At 34.4% G+C, this 19,923-nt stretch carries 11 protein-coding genes; 10 read left to right on the forward strand and 1 reads right to left on the reverse strand.

Going from position 1 to position 19,923, the window contains the following annotated elements:
* The 6 genes from JC605_RS20710 to JC605_RS20735 all read left to right on the forward strand — a co-directional run.
* On the forward strand, positions 1-2,480 hold a 2,480-nt coding region (locus tag JC605_RS20710; RefSeq protein ID WP_198858001.1), incomplete at its 5' end, for a gliding motility-associated C-terminal domain-containing protein.
* 121 nt (positions 2,481-2,601) lie between these two features.
* Complete coding sequence (locus JC605_RS20715) at positions 2,602-3,393, forward strand: SDR family oxidoreductase (RefSeq protein ID WP_198858002.1); 792 nt, start codon at positions 2,602-2,604, stop codon at positions 3,391-3,393.
* Positions 3,394-3,562: 169 nt separating this feature from the next.
* The gene (locus JC605_RS20720) at positions 3,563-4,165 is read left to right on the forward strand and encodes a murein L,D-transpeptidase catalytic domain-containing protein (RefSeq protein ID WP_198858003.1); all 603 of its coding nucleotides are present in this window, start codon (positions 3,563-3,565) and stop codon (positions 4,163-4,165) included.
* 265 nt (positions 4,166-4,430) lie between these two features.
* Complete coding sequence (locus JC605_RS20725; protein WP_198858004.1) at positions 4,431-5,456, forward strand: NAD(P)-dependent alcohol dehydrogenase; 1,026 nt, start codon at positions 4,431-4,433, stop codon at positions 5,454-5,456.
* A gap of 398 nt (positions 5,457-5,854) precedes the next feature.
* The gene (locus JC605_RS20730) at positions 5,855-6,361 is read left to right on the forward strand and encodes an acetolactate synthase small subunit (protein WP_198858005.1); all 507 of its coding nucleotides are present in this window, start codon (positions 5,855-5,857) and stop codon (positions 6,359-6,361) included.
* A 77-nt stretch (positions 6,362-6,438) separates the two neighbouring features.
* Positions 6,439-8,223, forward strand: coding sequence for a mechanosensitive ion channel family protein (locus tag JC605_RS20735; RefSeq protein WP_198858006.1), 1,785 nt, complete (start codon positions 6,439-6,441; stop codon positions 8,221-8,223).
* A gap of 33 nt (positions 8,224-8,256) precedes the next feature.
* On the opposite strand, the gene JC605_RS20740 is transcribed toward JC605_RS20735, so the two are convergent.
* Positions 8,257-9,720 carry a glycoside hydrolase family 125 protein gene (locus JC605_RS20740; protein ID WP_198858007.1) on the reverse strand — a complete coding sequence of 488 codons (1,464 nt, stop codon included), beginning with the start codon at positions 9,718-9,720 and terminating at the stop codon, positions 8,257-8,259.
* A gap of 415 nt (positions 9,721-10,135) precedes the next feature.
* Between JC605_RS20740 and JC605_RS20745 the strand changes: the two genes are divergently transcribed.
* From JC605_RS20745 to JC605_RS20760, 4 genes are all read left to right on the forward strand, one after another.
* A complete protein-coding gene (locus tag JC605_RS20745; RefSeq protein ID WP_198858008.1) occupies positions 10,136-12,289 on the forward strand; it encodes an alpha-N-acetylglucosaminidase in 2,154 nt (717 codons plus the stop codon).
* A gap of 277 nt (positions 12,290-12,566) precedes the next feature.
* On the forward strand, positions 12,567-15,578 hold the full coding sequence (locus JC605_RS20750; RefSeq protein ID WP_198858009.1) for a TonB-dependent receptor: 3,012 nt from the start codon (positions 12,567-12,569) through the stop codon (positions 15,576-15,578).
* Between the two features lie 18 nt (positions 15,579-15,596).
* On the forward strand, positions 15,597-17,210 hold the full coding sequence (locus JC605_RS20755; RefSeq protein WP_198858010.1) for a RagB/SusD family nutrient uptake outer membrane protein: 1,614 nt from the start codon (positions 15,597-15,599) through the stop codon (positions 17,208-17,210).
* 337 nt (positions 17,211-17,547) lie between these two features.
* Positions 17,548-19,848 carry a GH92 family glycosyl hydrolase gene (locus JC605_RS20760; RefSeq protein ID WP_198858011.1) on the forward strand — a complete coding sequence of 767 codons (2,301 nt, stop codon included), beginning with the start codon at positions 17,548-17,550 and terminating at the stop codon, positions 19,846-19,848.
* Positions 19,849-19,923: the final 75 nt, after the last annotated feature.

The raw sequence follows: 19,923 nt of genomic DNA on the forward strand, positions 1-19,923 counted from the left end.
CTTCATACAGCCCTTCGCCAACAGCTACAACTTCCTATTATGTTAGCGTAAGCGGAGACGGGGTTTGCGAAAACCTTCCGAATACAAGAAAAGCGGTGACGGTAACGGTAAATTCTTTAGGGCAGGCCTCAGACATAACAGCTGCAGACGCGACGATCTGTTCAGGCTCTTCAGCTTCTTTGACGGCTTCGTCTGCGACCGTCACTACTCCAGTTTTTAAATGGTATGCAGATCAGACAACTACAACAGTCTTAAGCACTGGAGCATCATACAGCCCTTCGCCAACAGTTACCACAACTTATTACGTTAGCGTAAGCGGAGACGGGGTCTGCGAAAACCTTCCGAACACGAGAAAAGCGGTGACGGTAACGGTAAATTCTCTGGGATTGGCCTCGGACATCACAGCTTCAGATGCGACGATCTGTTCAGGCTCTTCAGCTTCTTTGACGGCTTCCTCTGCAACAGTCGCTACTCCAGTTTTTAGATGGTACGCCGATCAGACAACTACAACAGTCTTAAGCACGGGAGCTTCATACAGCCCTTCGCCAACAGTAACTACAACTTATTATGTTAGCGTAAGCGGCGACAGGGTTTGCGAAAATCTTCCGAACACCAGAAAAGCGGTAACGGTGACGGTAAATTCTTTAGGGCTGGCTTCAGATATTGCAGTTGATATATCGAATGCAACAGTTTGTACTGGCGGTACATCAACAATTACTGCCTCAAGTGCGCTTAATAATCCGATATTCAATTGGTATCAAGATTCTAATTTATCCGTATTACTTTATACGGGTGCAGTCTTTGTTACCCCTTCTTTAACTGCAAATACATCGTATTATGTTACGGTTCAGAATAATGCAGTTTGTGAAAATACTATAGGAAATGCCCTTAAAGTGGATATTAATGTTATCTTATGTTCTGATATTGCTTTGACCAAAACTGCGAGTAATCTTTCTCCTTATGTAGGAGATCAAATTGATTTTACAATAACAGTAACAAACTTTGGGCCTGATGACGCAACAGGAGTAAGTGCAAATGATTTGCTTCCATCCGGCTATACTTTCATCAGTGCAAACAACGGAGGTCTATTTGCAGGAAATACAATTACATGGCCAGTTTTAAATTTAGCATCTGGTGCTTCTGCTCAGCTTACTTACATTGTTAAAATTAATGCTTCTGTTGGGATTGTAGATGAATATAAAAATGTGGCTCAGATAATTACTTCAAATAATTTTGATCCAAATTCAACTCCCAACAATAATGATCCTAGCGAGAACGATCAAGATAGCGTAACTGTAACGCCAATTGTACCGATACCTTCAATTGAGGTACTTAAAGATGGTGCATTTACGGCAGCCAATGACACAAATGGAGATGGTTTTCCAGAAGCAGGAGAAACAGTTACATATACATTTAGTGTGAAAAATACAGGAAATATTAGATTGGAGAATGTAAAAATAAACGATTCGTATATTGGAGTAGTAAACCTTGCAATGGTGCCGAGCACACTTGATCCTGGACAAACTGGAAATGCCCAAGTGACATACACTATCACACAAATTGATATTCAAAATGGTGTAATTTACAATAGCGCACTTGGTCAAGGGAATACGCCACCTACAGTAGACGATCCTGATGGTACAACGGTTAATGATACTTCTAAAGATCCGACCAATCCGTCTACACCTGGAGATCCATATTATGACCCAACTTGTCCTGATTGTACTGTGGTACCATTGCCAAATAACCCAAAAATTGCGATTGTAAAAGAAATAGCTTCTTTTAGCGGGGATCTTAATAATGCAAAAGTTGGGGATGTAATTAGTTATTTATTTACAGTTACTAATATCGGAAATACAGTATTGACGAATGTTAGAGTAAACGATCCAATGCCAGGATTAACGACTCCTTCTTTAGATCCTGCCAATGTAGCAAATAGTACAGGAGATCTTGATGGTAACGGAAGTTTGGATTTACACGAAAAATGGCTTTACAGAGCGAACTATACCATTACCACAACTGATATCGCTAAAGGGAAAGTGGTAAATCAAGCTTTAGCAGAAGCAACGGGACCTCCAACTCCTGTAGATCCAACAGGAAAAGATGTTTCAGATTTGTCTGATGGTTCTTCTCCAACAGGTGATGATCCAACGGTTCTCGATATAAACGGTTGCAAAGTAATTCCACATAATGCATTATCACCAAATGGAGATAGTAAAAATGATATTTTTAAAATCGATGGAATCGAATGCTATCCTCAAAATACGGTTGAGATTTATAATCGTTGGGGAGTAATAGTTTTCCATACAAACGGATATGATAATACAGCCAATGCGTTTAATGGTTATTCTAATGGTAGAGCAGTTGTAAAACAAAGTGCAGGATTGCCAACAGGAACTTATTATTACATCATAAAATATGTTGATTCTGATAGTAAAGAGCAGAGCTCGGCTGGCTACCTTTATTTGAGTATGCAATAAGATATCATTAAACAAAATTTAACTGGCTTCATCTATAAATGAAGCCAGTTTTTTTATAAATAATAAGCTCATTTTGAGATTAATCGTTTTTTTTCTAATATCGTAGTCAAATTGGAACCTAATGAAGAAAGTATTAGTTACAGGCGGAAATGGAAACTTAGGGAAATATGTTGTTGATGCACTAGTAAAGAAAGAGATAAAAACAGTTGTATTAACAACAAAAACAAGTATTACAACTCAAAATAATATACAATTTTTTACTGGAGACTTACTTGAAAACATTGGTTTAAAAGAAGCAACAGAAGATGTTGAGGTAATCATTCACTGTGCGAGTAATCCAAGAAACTTTCTACAGACAGATATTGAAGGAACTAAAAATTTGCTAAATGCAGCAGATAGAAATTCACTTAAACATTTCATATACATTTCTATTGTCGGAATAGATAAAAACGATTATCCATACTACCAAGCAAAATTGCAAGTAGAAAATATCGTAGCTAATAGTGGCATTCCCTTTACGATCCTAAGAACAACACAGTTCCATGATTTTGTGCTTAATATGATTAAAACATTAGATCAAAGCGGAAAAAGTGATTTTATAACAATTCCATCAGGGTTGAGGTTTCAGTCTGTAGCAGTACAAGAAGTTGCAGAATTACTTGCGTCCATTGCATTAGAGCAATCAAAAGGATTAATAAAAGATTTTGGAGGTCCAGAAGTACTTCATTTTGAAGAAATGACTAAATCTTACTTAGAAACAATTCAAAGTGATAAAGATATAATACTAGAAATACCAGAAGATATTCGCCATAAATTGTTCACTACCGGAGTAAATCTATGCCCAGAAAATAATGCTGGGACACAAACTTGGAAAGAGTATTTAAAAATATACCTATCTGAAATCATTATGTAGCAGATTAACGTTATTTAGTTAAAATTTAACGTTTAATGTTGTTGTTTTCAGATATTTATAATATCTTTAACTTATGATATGGGAATTGTATAAACTTTGTGTATAATTTTGCAACATTAAATTTATATTTGTCCCAAATTATAATTATTAACTTAACCGTCTGCCTGATATGAGAATATTTTTAGTGGCGCTGCTTTTTTCCTTGAGTTCCTTTACTACAATGAATGTATGGGATGATGATGAAATATTAAGCGAAGTTGAATTTGCAAGACTTACAGAGCATGTAAATGAAATTAAGGCTTTTACATCTGGAAATCACAAGTTTAATAACAAAATTGCTTTTCTTGTTGATATGAAAATAAAATCAGGAAAAAACCGCTTTTTTGTTTACGATCTAGAAAATAACCAGATCCTTGACCAAGGGCTTGTAGCGCATGGTTCAGGTTCTGAGACAGGAATTAAAGGAGATATTCTTCAGTTTAGTAATGCACCAGAATCTAATTGCACTTCACTTGGAAGATATTCAGTAGAGAAACCATATAAAGGTATATTTGGTAAAGCTTTTAGACTTGCTGGATTAGACGAAACCAATAATAATGCAATGAAACGTGCCATTGTATTACACTCTTACAAAGAGGTTCCATCAGATGAAAAAGAATACTATATAATCAATAGCCACGGCTGTCCAATGGTTAGTCAAGAATTTTTAAATAGACTTTCAAAATATATAGAGAGTTCAAATTCAAAAATCTTATTGTCTGTTTATTATTAAAATTAAATTACGGAGCAGTTAGCTTTTGAACCGATATAATCTAGCTGATTTTAAACAGTATAAAATAAAATTTAAAAGAGAACTTTGGTTCTCTTTTTTTATATCTATACACTGGTTTTTCATCATTTTTTACTTCGCCCTTTTATCTAAACCTCCTATAAATGCTCATTAAAAGCAATAAATTAGGATAAACTTAACTTGCTTAATAAACTATATAGAAAATACAAGTTGTAAATTAGTAGAATAGTAATCAAAAGTTTATTTTATGAAAGCAGTACGTTTTTTTGGACACAAAGATGTCCGCGTTGTTAATGATCTTGAAAAACCTGTTCCTAAAGGTGATGAAGTTTTATTAAAAATTGGCGGGGCAGGAGTTTGCCACTCAGACCTGCATATTATAGACGAAGGAACTGTTGTTGGAACAGTCTTTACTCTAGGACACGAAAATGCTGGATGGGTTGAAGAAATTGGCGAAAATGTTGAAGGTTATAAAAAGGGAGACGCCGTTTTAGTATATGGCCCTTGGGGATGTGGTCATTGTAAACCTTGCCAACAGTCAAAAGAAAATTATTGTGATCATCAATCTGAGCAAGCTTACGGTGGAGGTTTAGGATTAGATGGCGGTATGGCAGAATATATGCTGGTGCCATCTTCGAGACTTTTAGTGCCTATTTTTGATTTAGACCCAGTTATTGCAGCTCCATTGACAGATGCAGCACTTACACCTTATTCTGCGATTAAACGTTCGCTTCCGAAATTAATGCCGGATGAATTTGTGGTAGTAATTGGAGTTGGCGGACTAGGGCACGTTGCTTTGCAGATATTAAGAGAAATAAGCGGAGCAGCTATTATTGCTTGTGATGTTACCGAAGATAAATTGGCTTTCGCTAAAGAATTGGGAGCAACTTTTACGGTTAATTCTAAAGATGCTGATGCAGCAGAACAGATTCAGAAAATTACAGGAATCAAAAAAGCTAAAGTTGTTATTGATTTTGTTGGCGCAACTTCTACAATAGATTTAGGAACAAAAGTAGTAAGCCTTGACGGAGATCTTACTATTGTGGGGCTTGGCGGAGGACATTACCAGTATAGCATGAATGTTTTGCCATTTGGAGTTAGTATGACCAATCCGTATTGGGGATCACGAACTGAACTGATGGAAGTTGTAGGCTTGGCAAGACAAAAGAAAATACATATAGAAATTGAAAAGCATAAACTAGACGATGCAAATGAAGTTTATGATAGAATGAGACAAGGAAAAATAAAAGGTAGAGCCGTTTTAATACCTTAAAATTCAAAATAAATAAATCCGTCCAACAGTGACGGATTTATTGTTTAGAGATTAAAAAATATTGATATATTTGTGCATCAAATCAAACAAATGAAAAATACAATTAACATCAATGCTATTATTATCACAATTATCATTAGATAATGATGTAGGGATGTTATATAAATAAGTAAAAGATACAATTTAGAAAAACCTCCCTGCAACGGGAGGTTTTTTTGTTTAAAGCAATTATGAAAAATTCAATTCAGAATAGCATTATTATTTCAATTATCATTATTCGTATTACATGACGAGTCAGGATTCTATTGTCTATTCAAAAAAGCCTTTCTCAGTCCAAATGTGAAAGGCTTTTTTTATTTCGATTACGAACAAAAAAAAGCATATATAAAAATCAAACAATGAAAAACGAATTTACCCTTACCATTTATTCTGAGGATCAATTAAGATTAATGAACAAATTAAGCTCAATGTTTATAAGAAAGCAAATAGACATTTTGAGCCTTAATATGTCTATTTGTGAGATTGATAAAGCATACAGACATACAATTGTAATAACTGAAACATTGAATACAGTGGTAAATTTAGTTGCTCAAATAGAGAAAATTATTGAGGTATTTAAATGCTATTATTCATTAAATGATGAAATTGTTTCAAAACAAACCGCATTGTTTAAAATGTTTACAGAAGTATTTATGACTAATTCGAAAATGGAAAATTTACTTCGTGAGAACAATCTTATAGTTTCAGAAATTCAAAAAGAGTATACAATATTAGAGGCTACAGGAACAGATGAAGAAATACTAGATTTAACAAAAAAGCTAAATCAAATAGGATTAATTGAATTTGTCAAAAGCTCCAGAATTGCTCTTATGAAATCTTATGAAGGCTTTTGCATAGAAAATTAAAAAAAGGCAATGCAAATAACTTGTAATTCTGCTATATTTCTTATTTTTAATAGTCTAAGTTACTAAAGCAAAAAAATATGATTTTAGGTACTAAACGTTTATTCTCTTTTATACTGTTGATTTCAGTATTAATATTAACTCCTTGTAAATTAGAAGCACAGCTTTTAGGAGGAGCAAAAACTACTACTGAAGAACCTGTAAAAACTCCCGATGATTCTTTAGGAAGGAGAACACCTCAAGGAACTGTCAACGGTTTCATAAAAGCAATTGGCGATCAGAATTATCTGCGCGCAAGCCAGTATTTTATGCTTAGTAAACGTTCGTATCGTAAAACGTCTGAAAGAATACGAATAGCCAAAACCTTTCAACAGCTGTTGGATCAGGGAGGTAATTTTTCGCCATCATCTATTCTTAGCAATAAAGAATTAGGACGTATAGATGATAATCTGGCAACTGGTGTAGATTTGGTTGGAAATATATCTACCGATAAAATAAGCATTCAACTTTATTTAGAAAATCAGTCAGATGATAGTGAGCCAGCCTTATGGCTTTTTTCTGCTGAAACTATAGAAGCAATTCTTTCTGCTGATATTAGTGGCGAAAAGACTTTTTTAGACAGGGTATTGCCAAATGCTTTAAAAGTAAGAAAACTAGGAAATGTACCAATTGGACATTGGGGAGTAGTGGTTGTAATGACAGTGCTTACGTACCTGCTTTCCAGATTATTGATATTTGTGTTTATATTTTTATTGCAAAAAATATGGAAGAAAGCAGATAGTGAGAAAGGTAATGCTATAATAGAAGCTTTTACACTTCCAGTTCAGATGTATCTGACGGTGATTTTGTTTGTGACTTTAACACAGCGAATGGGAATTTCTATAATAGTTCGCCAGCGATTTAGCATTATAATAATTACGATCGGAATTGTAGCTTTTTTAATTCTGCTTTGGAGATTGACCGATTTTGTGAGCATGTTTACAAGAAGCAGAATGAACAATCGCGGACGTGCTTCTGCGGTATCTGCGGTATTATTTTTAAGTCGTACCATGAAAGTTGCAATTGTTGTAATCGGAATTATTGCAATATTAGGAATTATTGGAGTAGATGTTACAGCTGGACTTGCAGCACTAGGAATAGGAGGGATTGCACTGGCGCTTGGAGCGCAAAAAACTATAGAAAACTTTGTAGGGAGTGTCAGTCTTATTGCTGATCAGCCACTTCGTGTAGGCGATTATTGTAGAGTCGATGACATAAAAGGAACTGTAGAATCTATCGGGATGCGTTCTACAACACTTAGAACCCCTGCTCGTAGTATTGTAACAATTCCGAACGGTCAGTTGTCAGCTAGTAAAATCGAAAATTATGCACATCGCGATCGATTTATATTTAATCCAATTTTTGGATTTAGAATGGAAACTACGCCAGACCAAATGCGTTATCTGCTTGTAGAATTAAGGTCATTGCTTTATGCACATCCTTCTGTTTTAAATACAAATCCAATAGTTCGTTTTACTGGTATTACAGCAGATTCTTTAAAGGTTGAGATTACAGCTTATATTGAAGCCATAAATGTAGAGACATCGCAAGAAGTGCAAGAAGATCTTTTATTGCGAATGTTGGACATTATAGAAAAAAGTGGCACCTCTCTGGCTTATCCTTCGCAAACGCTTTATATGACTAGAGATACGCCTGTTTCTAATGAAAAAGCAGCAGAAGTTTCTAAAATAGTTAAAAAATGGAAAGAAAATAATGAATTGCAATTACCTAAGTTTGATCCAAAACGAGTAGAAGAACTAAAGGACAGCATTAAATATCCAGATGAAGGAAGTTTTGATCCTAATGCGGATGAAACAATATTCTAAATAAAAGAGCTTCATAAATTGAAGCTCTTTTCATTATAAGTTTTTGTCTTTTAAAATTTGAGGATATTGAAGGCTCGTATGTACAATCATTTCTCCAAACAAAGTATTTGCCCATGCAAACCATTTACGTGTAAATTTGGTTACGTCATCTTTATGAAAAGATTCATGCATAAATCCTGTATTGGCATTGGTTTTAATTAAAGTGCTTATACAACTTTTAATTTCTTTTTCATCAATGCTTGTAATGGCTCTTAAAACAATACTCATGGGCCAGATCGTATCAACACCAGTGTGAGGGCCTCCAATTCCTTCTCCGGCTGTTCCTTTATAAAAAAACGGATTATTTTCTGAAAGTACTACTTTACGAGTATTTAGATACAAAGGATCATCGGGAGAAACTGCGCCGAGATAAGGCAATGATAAAAGAGAAGGAACATTAGCATCATCCATCATATGAAAACTTCCATATCCGTTTACTTCAAAAGCTATGATTTTTCCAAATTTAGGATGATCTATAATTCCATATTCATTTAAACCTTTCTGAACTTGCGCTTGAAGTTCTTTAGCTTCAGCTGCTAAATCATTATCTTTTAAAGCGGGACTTGAAAACATTTCTACAAGATAACCTAGAATTTCGATTGCAAACATATTGCTCGGAATTAGATATCCAAACAAAGTAGAATCGTCGCTTGGTCTAAAAGTCGAAACAATCAGCCCGCATGGTTTTACAGGATAACCATAACCGCTTAAAGGAACTCCATCTGTTGCCCAAGCTGTTTGTCGCATAAAACTGTATGGTCCGCCTTTTCCGTCCATTCTCTGCTGTTCTTTAAATGTTTTCAGAATCAATTTCATGGCATCTTTCCATTGTTTGTCAAACATGCTAATATCTCCAGTTTCTTTCCAATAGCCATGAGCCAATCTAACAGGATAGCATAAGCTGTCTATTTCCCATTTTCGTTCATGAATTCCCGGTTTCATATCGGTAATATCATTTTTCCATTCACTTTCTTTATTGAAATCTTTATAAAAAGCATTTGCATACGGATCAAGGAGAATGCATTTTGTCTGACGATTTATAACGCCTTTTACCAATTCGGCAAGTTTAGCATCTTCTTTTACAAACGGAATATAAGGCCAGATTTGAGCAGTACTATCACGAAGCCACATTGCATCAATATCGCCTGTAATGACATAAGTATCGGGTTTGCCATCTATAATTTCAAATTCGACAGTTGTGTCTAGCGTATTTGGAAAACAGTTTTCAAAAAGCCAAGCCAACTGTGGATTTGCAATTTGTTTTTTAATTTTTACAATTGCAGCTTCAATAGCTTTACTAGTAAATTTTCTTTCTGCAAGCGGAGGCCTTTTGGTTATAAAATCTTTTAAAGGAAATTCAAAAAGATTAGAATTTAGTCCAAAAACATCAGCTTGAACAGCCAATAATCCTGCTGAAAAAATACTGGCATTTTTTATAAATTTTCTACGAGACTGCATATGTTTTTTTAGTTTTAAATAGAATGAGAATAGTTAGATCTGTACAGCATTATAAATAAACGACTTTTTTTTATTATTCTATTGAAATTTAGACCAATGACATTTGCAACGCTTTAAATGGCAGAAAGAATTCGTAAAAATGGACTAATTACAGAGATATGAAAAATATGTCTATTCTTTTGATTGATTCGTCCATCTTGAAGAATAACAATGCAAGTAATTTTATTTTCGATCCAAAACCCAATTGAATCGCAGTAGTTTTCAAAAAGAAAACACAAAAAAAAGATAATAAATTGAAGGTGATTGATTAGTAAATATTTGTTAGTTTTTATTAGTTAGGGAGATTAATGAGAGATTTAATCTCCCTTTTTTTATTCAATTTTTAGAGAAAGAAATTTATTAAATACATGATTATATGAAAAGAGTGAATCTTAAAATTAAAAATGCTGTACCATTATTTGTACTGTTATTTTTTTGTGCTTTAAACGGATATTCCAAAAACGACGAAAAAACAAAAAGCGCTTCTGCTGTAATAGAGCGATTAATTGGTAGTCGTGTCAATGAGTTTGAACTGAGTATAAGTGAAAATAAAAATCAAGATAAAGATTGGTTTGAAGTGGAAGCAACCAGCAATCTTGTAAAAATTAAAGCTTCAAATAATACAGCACTTTGCTACGCAGCGTATAATTTTCTTAGAGATATCGGTGCAGTTTTAATTAGTTGGGAAGGAAACAGAGTCAATTTACCTAAAGATTGGCCAAAATATTCCAAAAAAGGAAGTACGCCATTTGAGTATAGAGAATATTTAAACGCTTGCACTTTTGGCTATACAACTCCGTGGTGGGACTGGAAACGTTGGGAACAAGAAATAGACTGGATGGCTATGCATGGCATTAATCTTCCAACTGCAATGGAAGGTCAGGAAGCGGTGTGGCAGGAATTATGGAAAGAATATGGTTTGACAAACAATCAATTAGAGGCACATTTTGCTGGGCCAGCTTTTTTACCTTGGCAAAGAATGGGAAATATTAATAGTCTAGAAGGTCCTTTGCCACAAGAATGGTTTGTTAAAAAAGAAGAACTTCAAAAGAAAATATTGGAGAGAATGAGAACTTTAGACATGCATCCTGTTGTTCCTGCTTTTAGCGGATATGTTCCTAAGGCTTTCGCCGAAAAACATCCTGAAGCTAAAATTACAGAATTAAAATCGTGGTCTGGCGGTGGTTTTGCGAGCACTTTTCTTTTAGATTCTAAAGATCCTTTATTTAAAAAAATCGGAAAACGTTTTATAGAAATTTATACCAAAATGTACGGAAAGTCAGATTTCTATTTGGCAGATTCATTTAATGAAATTGAACCGCCAGTTTCTGAACATAATAAATATGAAGAACTTTCTAATTATGGAAGTGCCGTTTATGAGACTATAAATGAAGCAGCTCCTGGTGCAACTTGGGTTATGCAAGGATGGCTTTTTGGAGACAATAAAGAATTCTGGACCAAAGAAGCTACAAGCGCATTTTTAAGTAAAGTTCCAAACGATAAAGTAATGGTTCAGGATTATGCCAATGACAGATATAAAGTATGGGATAATCAAGAAGCTTTTTACGGTAAACAGTGGACTTACGGTTATGTACATAATTATGGTGGATCGAATCCTGTTTATGGCGATTTAAATTTTTACAAAAATGAATTGACAAGTCTGCTTAAAAATCCGCATAGAGGAAATATTGCAGGTTATGGAGCAATGCCTGAAGGTTTAAATAATAATTCGATTGTATACGAATACATTTATGATCTTCCGTGGACTAAAGGAGAGCAACCTGTAAATGATTGGCTAACTAAATACTTAAACGCAAGATACGGGCAAACGACTTCTAAACCTGTTTTTCTAGCGTGGGAATTATTATTAGAATCTGTCTATAATGTCAAATATTGGGAAACACGTTGGTGGAATGATAGGGCTGGAGCGTATTTGTTATTTAAACGTCCAACAGTAACCATTACAGAATTTAAAGGAAACCCTGGAGATAAGAAAAAACTAAAAGAGGCTTTGGATATTTTAACCAAAGAAGCGAAGAAATACGATAAAAAGAATTTTATTCAATATGATTTAATAGATGTTACAAGACATTATTATTCATTATGTATTGATGAAGATTTAATAGAATGCGTAAAAGCATATCAACAGAAAGACATTGAGCAAGGCGATCGATTATTTAAAAAGATAGAAAAACAAGTTTTGAATATCGATGCTGTAATGTCAGGTCAGCCATTAAACAGTTTGGATCAATGGGTAAAATCGGCTTCAGATTATGGAAGTTCACCAGAGGTTTCTTCATTATATGTAAAAAATGCCAAAACATTAATTACGCTTTGGGGCGGAGAAGGACACTTAAACGATTACGCTTCTAGATCTTGGAAAGGAATGTACAAAGGATTTTATTGGCCAAGATGGAAAATGTTTTTAGAAGCTTTAAAAAAATCTGTTGCTACAAATACTCCTTTTGATGAAAATAAAGAAAGGGAATCAATTAAAAATTGGGAAATTAATTGGACAAAAAGCAAATAAAAAGTTACCAAGATTATAATTGCTACGTATATAGACAAAATTTAACTTAATATTTATAACATAACCTTAAACCATACTAAAAAGATGAATAGAAAATTTTACGAAATCGATTAATTAATAAGTTTTTAACTATATAATTTTAGAAAAAATACTTTGCGAAGCCTTGTCATTATTGATTTTAAAGAAATTATCCATGTTTATGAATAACTTGTCCATTTGTTAACATTTCTTTGGCACTAATTTCGTCAATACTATTTAACCAATTAACCAATATACAATGGAAAAACTTAAACTTTTATTATTAGCCTTTTTCTTTGGCTTCTCAATTAATACTTGGGCACAAAAAACAGAAGTGTCTGGTGTTGTATTAGATGACAAAGGTATTCCTCTGCCAGCCGCTAATATCCTTGAAAAAGGGACGACTAATACTGTAACGACAGATTTTGATGGAAAATTTAAATTTTTAGCGTCAAACAAAAATGCGACGTTAATAATTTCCTTCATAGGATTTGATGATCAGACTGTAAAATTAGACGGAACAAAAACTAATTATTCGATTAAATTACAATCTACTACTACAAACTTAGAACAAGTTGTAGTTGTGGGATATGGTAAAGGATCTCGTAAAAACTTAACGACTTCGGTTTCTTCTGTTAAAGCTGAAGATTTAAACAGAGGTGCAATTAGCGACGTTGGACAACTTTTGCAAGGTAAAGTCTCTGGTTTGAATATTTCTTCAAGCGGTGACCCAACAAAAACAGCTTCGGTAGTTTTACGTGGAGCTTCAACATTAAACAGTTCGCAAGGACCTTTTTATGTAATTGATGGTATTCCAGGAGTTGATATTTCGGTTATATCACCAGATGATATTGCAACAATCGACGTATTAAAAGATGCGGCTGCAACAGCAATTTATGGTAACCGTGCAGCAAATGGAGTTATCATGGTAACAACAAAAAAAGGAAGTAAAGGAAGAACACAAGTTGCCTACAATGGATATTTTGGTTTTGAAGAAGTTTCTAATAATTTGGATATGATGAATGCAGATCAACTTAGAGCTTTTACAACTAAAAACAATTTGAATTTTACTCCAGAAAATGACAAAGGTGCTAACACAAATTGGCAAAAAGAAATTCTAAGATCAGGGCGTGCAGCGTCAAGCAGTCATAACTTATCTATGAGTGGCGGCGGAGATCACGGAAGTTATACCGCAAGTATTACTTCTCTTAATAAAGAAGGAGTTATGCTAAAAAGTGACTTTTCTCGTATCATTGCTCGTTTATCTGTTGAACAATATGCTTTTAATGATAAAGTAAAGTTTGGTTTAAATGTTACTAATTCTAGAACAAAATATCAAAATGTACCGCAGCGTAATACAGTTCTTTTACAAGCAGCAAGTTATCTTCCTGTTTCTCCAGTAAGAAATGATGATGGTAGTTTTTTTGAAAACTTTGTAAGTCCTGGATACTTTAACCCAGTAGCTTTAATTGAGCATGGTACAGACGAAACTAAGACAAATAATCTTGTAGGTAATCTTACCGCAGAAGTAAAATTGCCTTTCGGATTAACGTATAACTTGAATTTGGCACACCAAAGACTAAATACATCTCACGGAGAATTTTATGACAGCTATTATTCACAATATAACAGTGCCAACTTTTACAACAACCCAGATCCGCCTTTGACAAAAACATTGGTTAACTTTGGAGTAAATGGTTCTGCATTGAGAAATGCTTACGAGAACACAAACAACATTATTGAGAGTTTCTTTACTTGGGATAAATCAATTGGAGATCATAAAATAAAAGCTGTTTTAGGTTACTCTTGGCAAGAAAACACTTTAGGAGATGGTTTTCAGGCTACGACAACAAATTTCCCAGTTGACAATGTTGGGTATAACAACTTAGCTTTAAGTAACTATACTTCTGTTAATGGTTATGTGGTGAATTTTGGAGATAGCAAAGCATATCAAAAAACACGTTTAATTGCTTACTTCGGACGTTTAAATTATAATTATAAAGATAAATATCTTTTACAAGGATCACTTAGAAGAGATGGTGGATCTATGTTTGGTGCAAACAACCAATGGGGATACTTTCCTTCTGTAGGAGGTGCATGGAGAGTTGACAAAGAAAGTTTTATGAAAAACCAAAACTTTTTTAGCGATTTGAAATTTCGTGGTAGCTGGGGAGTAACTGGAAACTCTTCTGGATTTAATGCTTACACAGCTCAATTTATTTCTGGAAGTTTAGGAACTTTCTATTACAACGGACAACAGATTGGAGCTTACGGACCAAACCAAGCAGCAAATCCTGATTTAAAATGGGAAAAAACTGCAACAGCAAATATTGGTGTTGATTTCTCTATCTTAAAAGGAAAAGTAACAGGTTCTGTTGATGTTTACGATAAGAAAACAACAGATATGATTTTTAACTACAATGTTAATCCTGTATTGGTGCCAGTAGGAACAATTGTAGCAAACGGAGGAACAATGTCTAACAAAGGTATTGAAGTTAGTTTAGGCGCAACTATTGTTAAAACAGCAGATTTTAGCTGGAATACTAATTTGAATTTGGCGCATAACAAAAATGAAATTGTTAAATTAACTAGTCCATTCTTTGTTGGTGGAGATTCAATTCGTCGTGTACAACCAGACGGAGGAGGACAAACAGGAAGTACTTTACAAATCTTTAAAGAAGGAAAACCATTAGGACAATTCTTTACATTGAAATATGCTGGAAAAAATGCTGACGGAGTTTCTCAGTATTATGACAAAAACGGTGATCTAACAACTACACCTCAAATTGGAGTAGATTATCATTATGCAGGAAGCGCACAGCCAAAATTATTGATGGGATGGGCAAATAATTTCCAATACAAAAAATTCGATTTAAGTATTTTCTTTAGAGGAGTTTTTGGTAATAAAATTTTCAATGCAACTCGTGCAGACTTATTTAGACCAAGTACCGCAATGACCAATAACATTTTAGTAGATGCCGGCAATGAGTCGCCAAATGACTTAAACTCTTATAAATATTCAGATCGTTTTATAGAAGACGGCAGTTATATAAGATTAGATAACATGACTTTAGGTTATAATTTTGGAAAAGTTGGAAATTACATCAGCAGTATCCGTATTTATCAGACTGTAAATAACGTATTTGTTATTACTAAGTACAAAGGAATTGATCCAGAGGTTGAACAAGGAGGAACAGCTCCAGGTGTAGATTCTAATAACTTCTATCCAAAAACCAGAACATATATGTTCGGTGTAAATGTGATTTTCTAAAAATTAAAGCTAAACATTATGAAAAAGATATTAAAATATTTAGGGCTTCCAGTACTTTTAGCTGGTTTGGTATGGTCTTGTGATGATCTAGAAGTGCCTATCACAACTCAATTGACACCTGAGGTATTTCCTCAAAACTCAACACAATATATTCAGACAACAGGACCAGTCTATGCAGCATTTAGAGGTGAGTTTTCATTTGCTTGGTGGTGGTCGCAGTCATTATCTACAGATGAAGCTATCTTACCAGCAAGAGGAGGTAACTGGTTTGATAATAGAAACTATATTTCAATGCATTACCATGACTGGAACCCAGACAATGGTATCATAGGAAGCCTTTGGGATTGGTCATCTAAAGTAATTGGAACAAGCAATCAGGCTATTTCGATCTTAAGACAGACAATGCCTGAAGGAACTGATAAAAAAACTTTGATTTCAGAACTAAGAACAATGCGCGCTATTTCTTATTTCATGTTAATGGATAGTTATGGAGACGTGCCATTAGATACTTTATATGGAGACTTTACTTCTCATGCTAAAACTCCAAGAAAACAAGTTTTTGAGTACATTGAGAAAGAACTAAAAAGTTCAGTTCCTAATTTGAACCCTGCTTCAGGAGTTACGACTTACGGTAGACCAAATAAACAAACCGCTAATGCAATGTTGGCTAAATTGTATTTGAACGCCGAAGTATACACAGGAACGGCACGTTATAACGAATGTATCGCAGCTTGCGATGAAGTAATCAATTCTAATTTATATGTTGTAGAACCTAGAGCCACTTACCTTCAAATGTTTTACCCGACTAACGGACCAGCAATGAAAGAATTCATCTTTGCGGTTCCTTATGATCCAGCAGCTGTTACAGTGGGTTTCAACGGGCAAATGTATCACGCACGTTATGATGTCCCACGTTCAGAAAGAGCTAAGTTCGGACTTTCTTACACGCCAAGTGCGCCTAGAAGTACACTGCCAGAATTTTATGCCTATTTTAATGATGCCAATGATATTCGTAACAAACAATGGCTTACGGGACTTCAATTTATGAATGATGGTGTAACTCCAGTAATGGTTACCACAACTAAAAAAGGTTACGATCAATTCTACACAGGATCTGATGGTGGAGCGGCATATACTTATCAAGTAAACTTAACTCCAGATATTGAACTTCGTCAGAGCGTAACATTATTCGATTGTGGTAATGATGAAATCGCTTGGAATATGGGATACAGAAACGTTAAGTTTTATCCTGACGCATCTTCAACAAACCGTAATCAAAACAATGATGTTCCTTTCTTGCGTTACTCTGATATTCTTTTAATGAAAGCAGAAGCAATTTTACGTGGCGGATCTGTGACTTTAGGTCAAAGTGTTGATGCATTAGTAAACATGGTTCGTTCTAATCGTACAACATCTGCTGCTTTAAGCGGAGTAACTTTAGAAGATCTTTACAAAGAAAGAAGCCGTGAATTTGCTTGGGAAGCTTGGCATAGAAACGATATGATTCGTTTTGGAAAATATGAAGGATCTTGGGGATATAAAACTAATACAGACACATACCGTCGTGTATTCCCAATCCCGACAAATGCAATGGTTTTAAACCCAGCCCTTACTCAGAATGATGGTTATTAAGAATAAAAATTTAGTTAAGTACGCATTTGTAATTCAATTTTAATTTTGAAAAGGAGAAGAGCGTAAAAAGCCTTCTCCTTTTTTCTAAAAAAAAACCGATTTTTTTCAGTTGCTCGTAAAAATCAGTTCAGTTTATTTTTTGAATGGAAACAAAGTTTAATCAAAAGTATTTCGGACAATTCTATACAGATTAAGCTTTGTAACATTCTACTTTTTTTTTGAGAATAATTCTATAATTCTCACAGCCATCCTTATGCTTAATATTTTCGATTTTGTGATAAATCAAAAACATAAAATCGTTCTAAACCAATATCGCCCCATTCAATACAGAAAATAAATGGAACTAAACAAAATCTATAAAATTGGACTCCTAGGAATAAGTTTAAGTCTTATTTTTTTAGTGTCATGCAACGCCCAAAAAGCTGTTTCTTTAAAAAAGAAACAAATCTCAGATATGGTTTATCCGTTGTTGGACACCGAAAATTCAAGATGGTTTTACTTTTCTTCTGCAAGTCGTCCGTTTGGTATGGTTAACTTAAATCCCGATACAGAAATCAATGGCGATTGGGGAGGCGGATATAAATATACTACAGATACAGTTAAAGGTTTTAGTCATGTTCACGAGTGGCAAATGTCTGGCGTATCAGTAATGCCAGTAACAATCTCAAGCGCAAACAAACAAACTGTTTTTAAAGATTTTTATTCCAAATTCAGTCATAAAACAGAAATTATTACACCAGGTTATCATTCGTTAAAACTAGATAGATATCAGATAAAAGCAGAAATAACGAGCACGCCAAGAGTTGGTTTTCATAAATATACATTTCCAGCAAAGGCACAAAAAACAATTCTTTTTAATCTGAATACCGTTTTAGGTCCTTGTGAAAACACCAATGGAAAATTAGAAAAAAACAATGATTTTGAACTTTCAGGTTCATTAGTTTTAAGCACCAATTTTAGGCGTCCAAAACCTTTGACAGTATTTTTTAAAGTTAAAACAGAACAACCAATAACCTCTATAGAGAAAGACAACGCAACAGGAAATTATTTAATTCATTTTAATAAAAAGGGAACGCAAGTACTAATGAAAGTTGGTATTTCGTATACTTCAATTGAAAATGCCAATAACAACATCGATACCGAATTAACCCACTGGGATTTTAATAAAACTGTTGAAGATTCTAGAAATGAATGGAGTAATTTATTGGGAAGAATAAAAGTAGAAGGAGGAACAGAAACAGATCAAAGAAGATTTTATACTGATTTATGGCATGCTCTCCAAGGCAGAAAAATGATCAGTGATGTAAATGGAGCCTATCCTGATAATACAGGGGACAAATTCAGGATAGGACATTTGCCTTTAAAAGCAGACGGAAAACCAAAATTCAATCACTACAATTCTGATGCTTTTTGGGGTGCTCAATGGACAATTAATAATCTCTGGGGATTGGTATATCCTGAGATCATGGAAGAATTTGTATATTCTCTAATGCAGTATTACAAAGATGGAGGTTCTATTCCGCGCGGACCATCAGGCGGAAATGACACCTATGTAATGACAGGAGCTTCGGCAACACCTTTTATTGTAAGTGCCATTCAAAAAGGAATTGTAAAAGATGATTTAGAAGTTATTTATGTGGCGCTAAAAAAAGGACACATGGAAGGCGGAATCATGGCAAAAGCAGGTTATGAACACAATACCAGTATTGGCGGAGGATTAAAATATTATTTAGAAAAAGGATATGTGCCGTATCCGCTGCCAGACGGTAATTTTGGAAGCCATGAAGATGGAGCTAGCCAGACTTTAGAATACGCTTATCAAGATTGGACTTTGGCGCAATTGGCAAAAAAACTCAATCACGAAGACGATTACAAGTATTTCATGAAAAGAGCCAAAAACTATCAGAATGTTTTCGATCAATCAACTGGATGGATGCGTCCGAAAAATGTAGATGGAAGATGGAGAGAAAACTACGATCCGTATCAATATGAAAACGGATTTATAGAATCAAACGGAGCACAGTCGACTTGGTTTGTGCCACATGACATTCTTGGTTTAGCTGATTTAATGGGAGGAAAAGAAAAAGCTGTAACTAAATTAAATCAGCAATTTGAAACGGCTAAAAAGCAAAACTATACTTCTGGTACTTCTCATGACGCAGAATTGCATCCGGAGTTTAGTAGAATTCCAGTCAATTTTGGAAATCAGCCATCCATGCAGACTTCGAATATTTTCACCATTTTAGGAAGACCAGATTTAACGCAATATTGGACAAGAGACGTAGTAAAAAGCACCTTCAGCGGATTATCGCCAGCAACAGGTTACAACGGCGATGAAGACCAAGGATTAATGGGAAGTTTGAATGTTTTACTTAAATTAGGTTTGTTTCAAATGAATGGAGGAACCGACCAAGATGCTGTTTACCAAATAGGAAGCCCAATCTTCAATAAAATCTCGATTGATTTAAATTCGAAATATTATTCAGGAAAAACATTTGTGATCAAAGCCAATAATAATAGTTCCGAAAATGTGTACATAAAAGACATCAGATACAACAATAAAGCGGTAAAAGATTTTACGTTGTCGCATCAGGAAATTACCAATGGAGGCGAATTGATTTTAGAAATGTCAAAGTAAAATTTTGCCACATCTTTCAAAGATTAAATAGATTAATTTCAGCCTTAGTAAAATCATTTTAATTCTTTTAATCAG

The organism is Flavobacterium sp. IB48 (assembly GCF_016405855.1).
Lineage (GTDB): Bacteria > Bacteroidota > Bacteroidia > Flavobacteriales > Flavobacteriaceae > Flavobacterium > Flavobacterium ginsengisoli.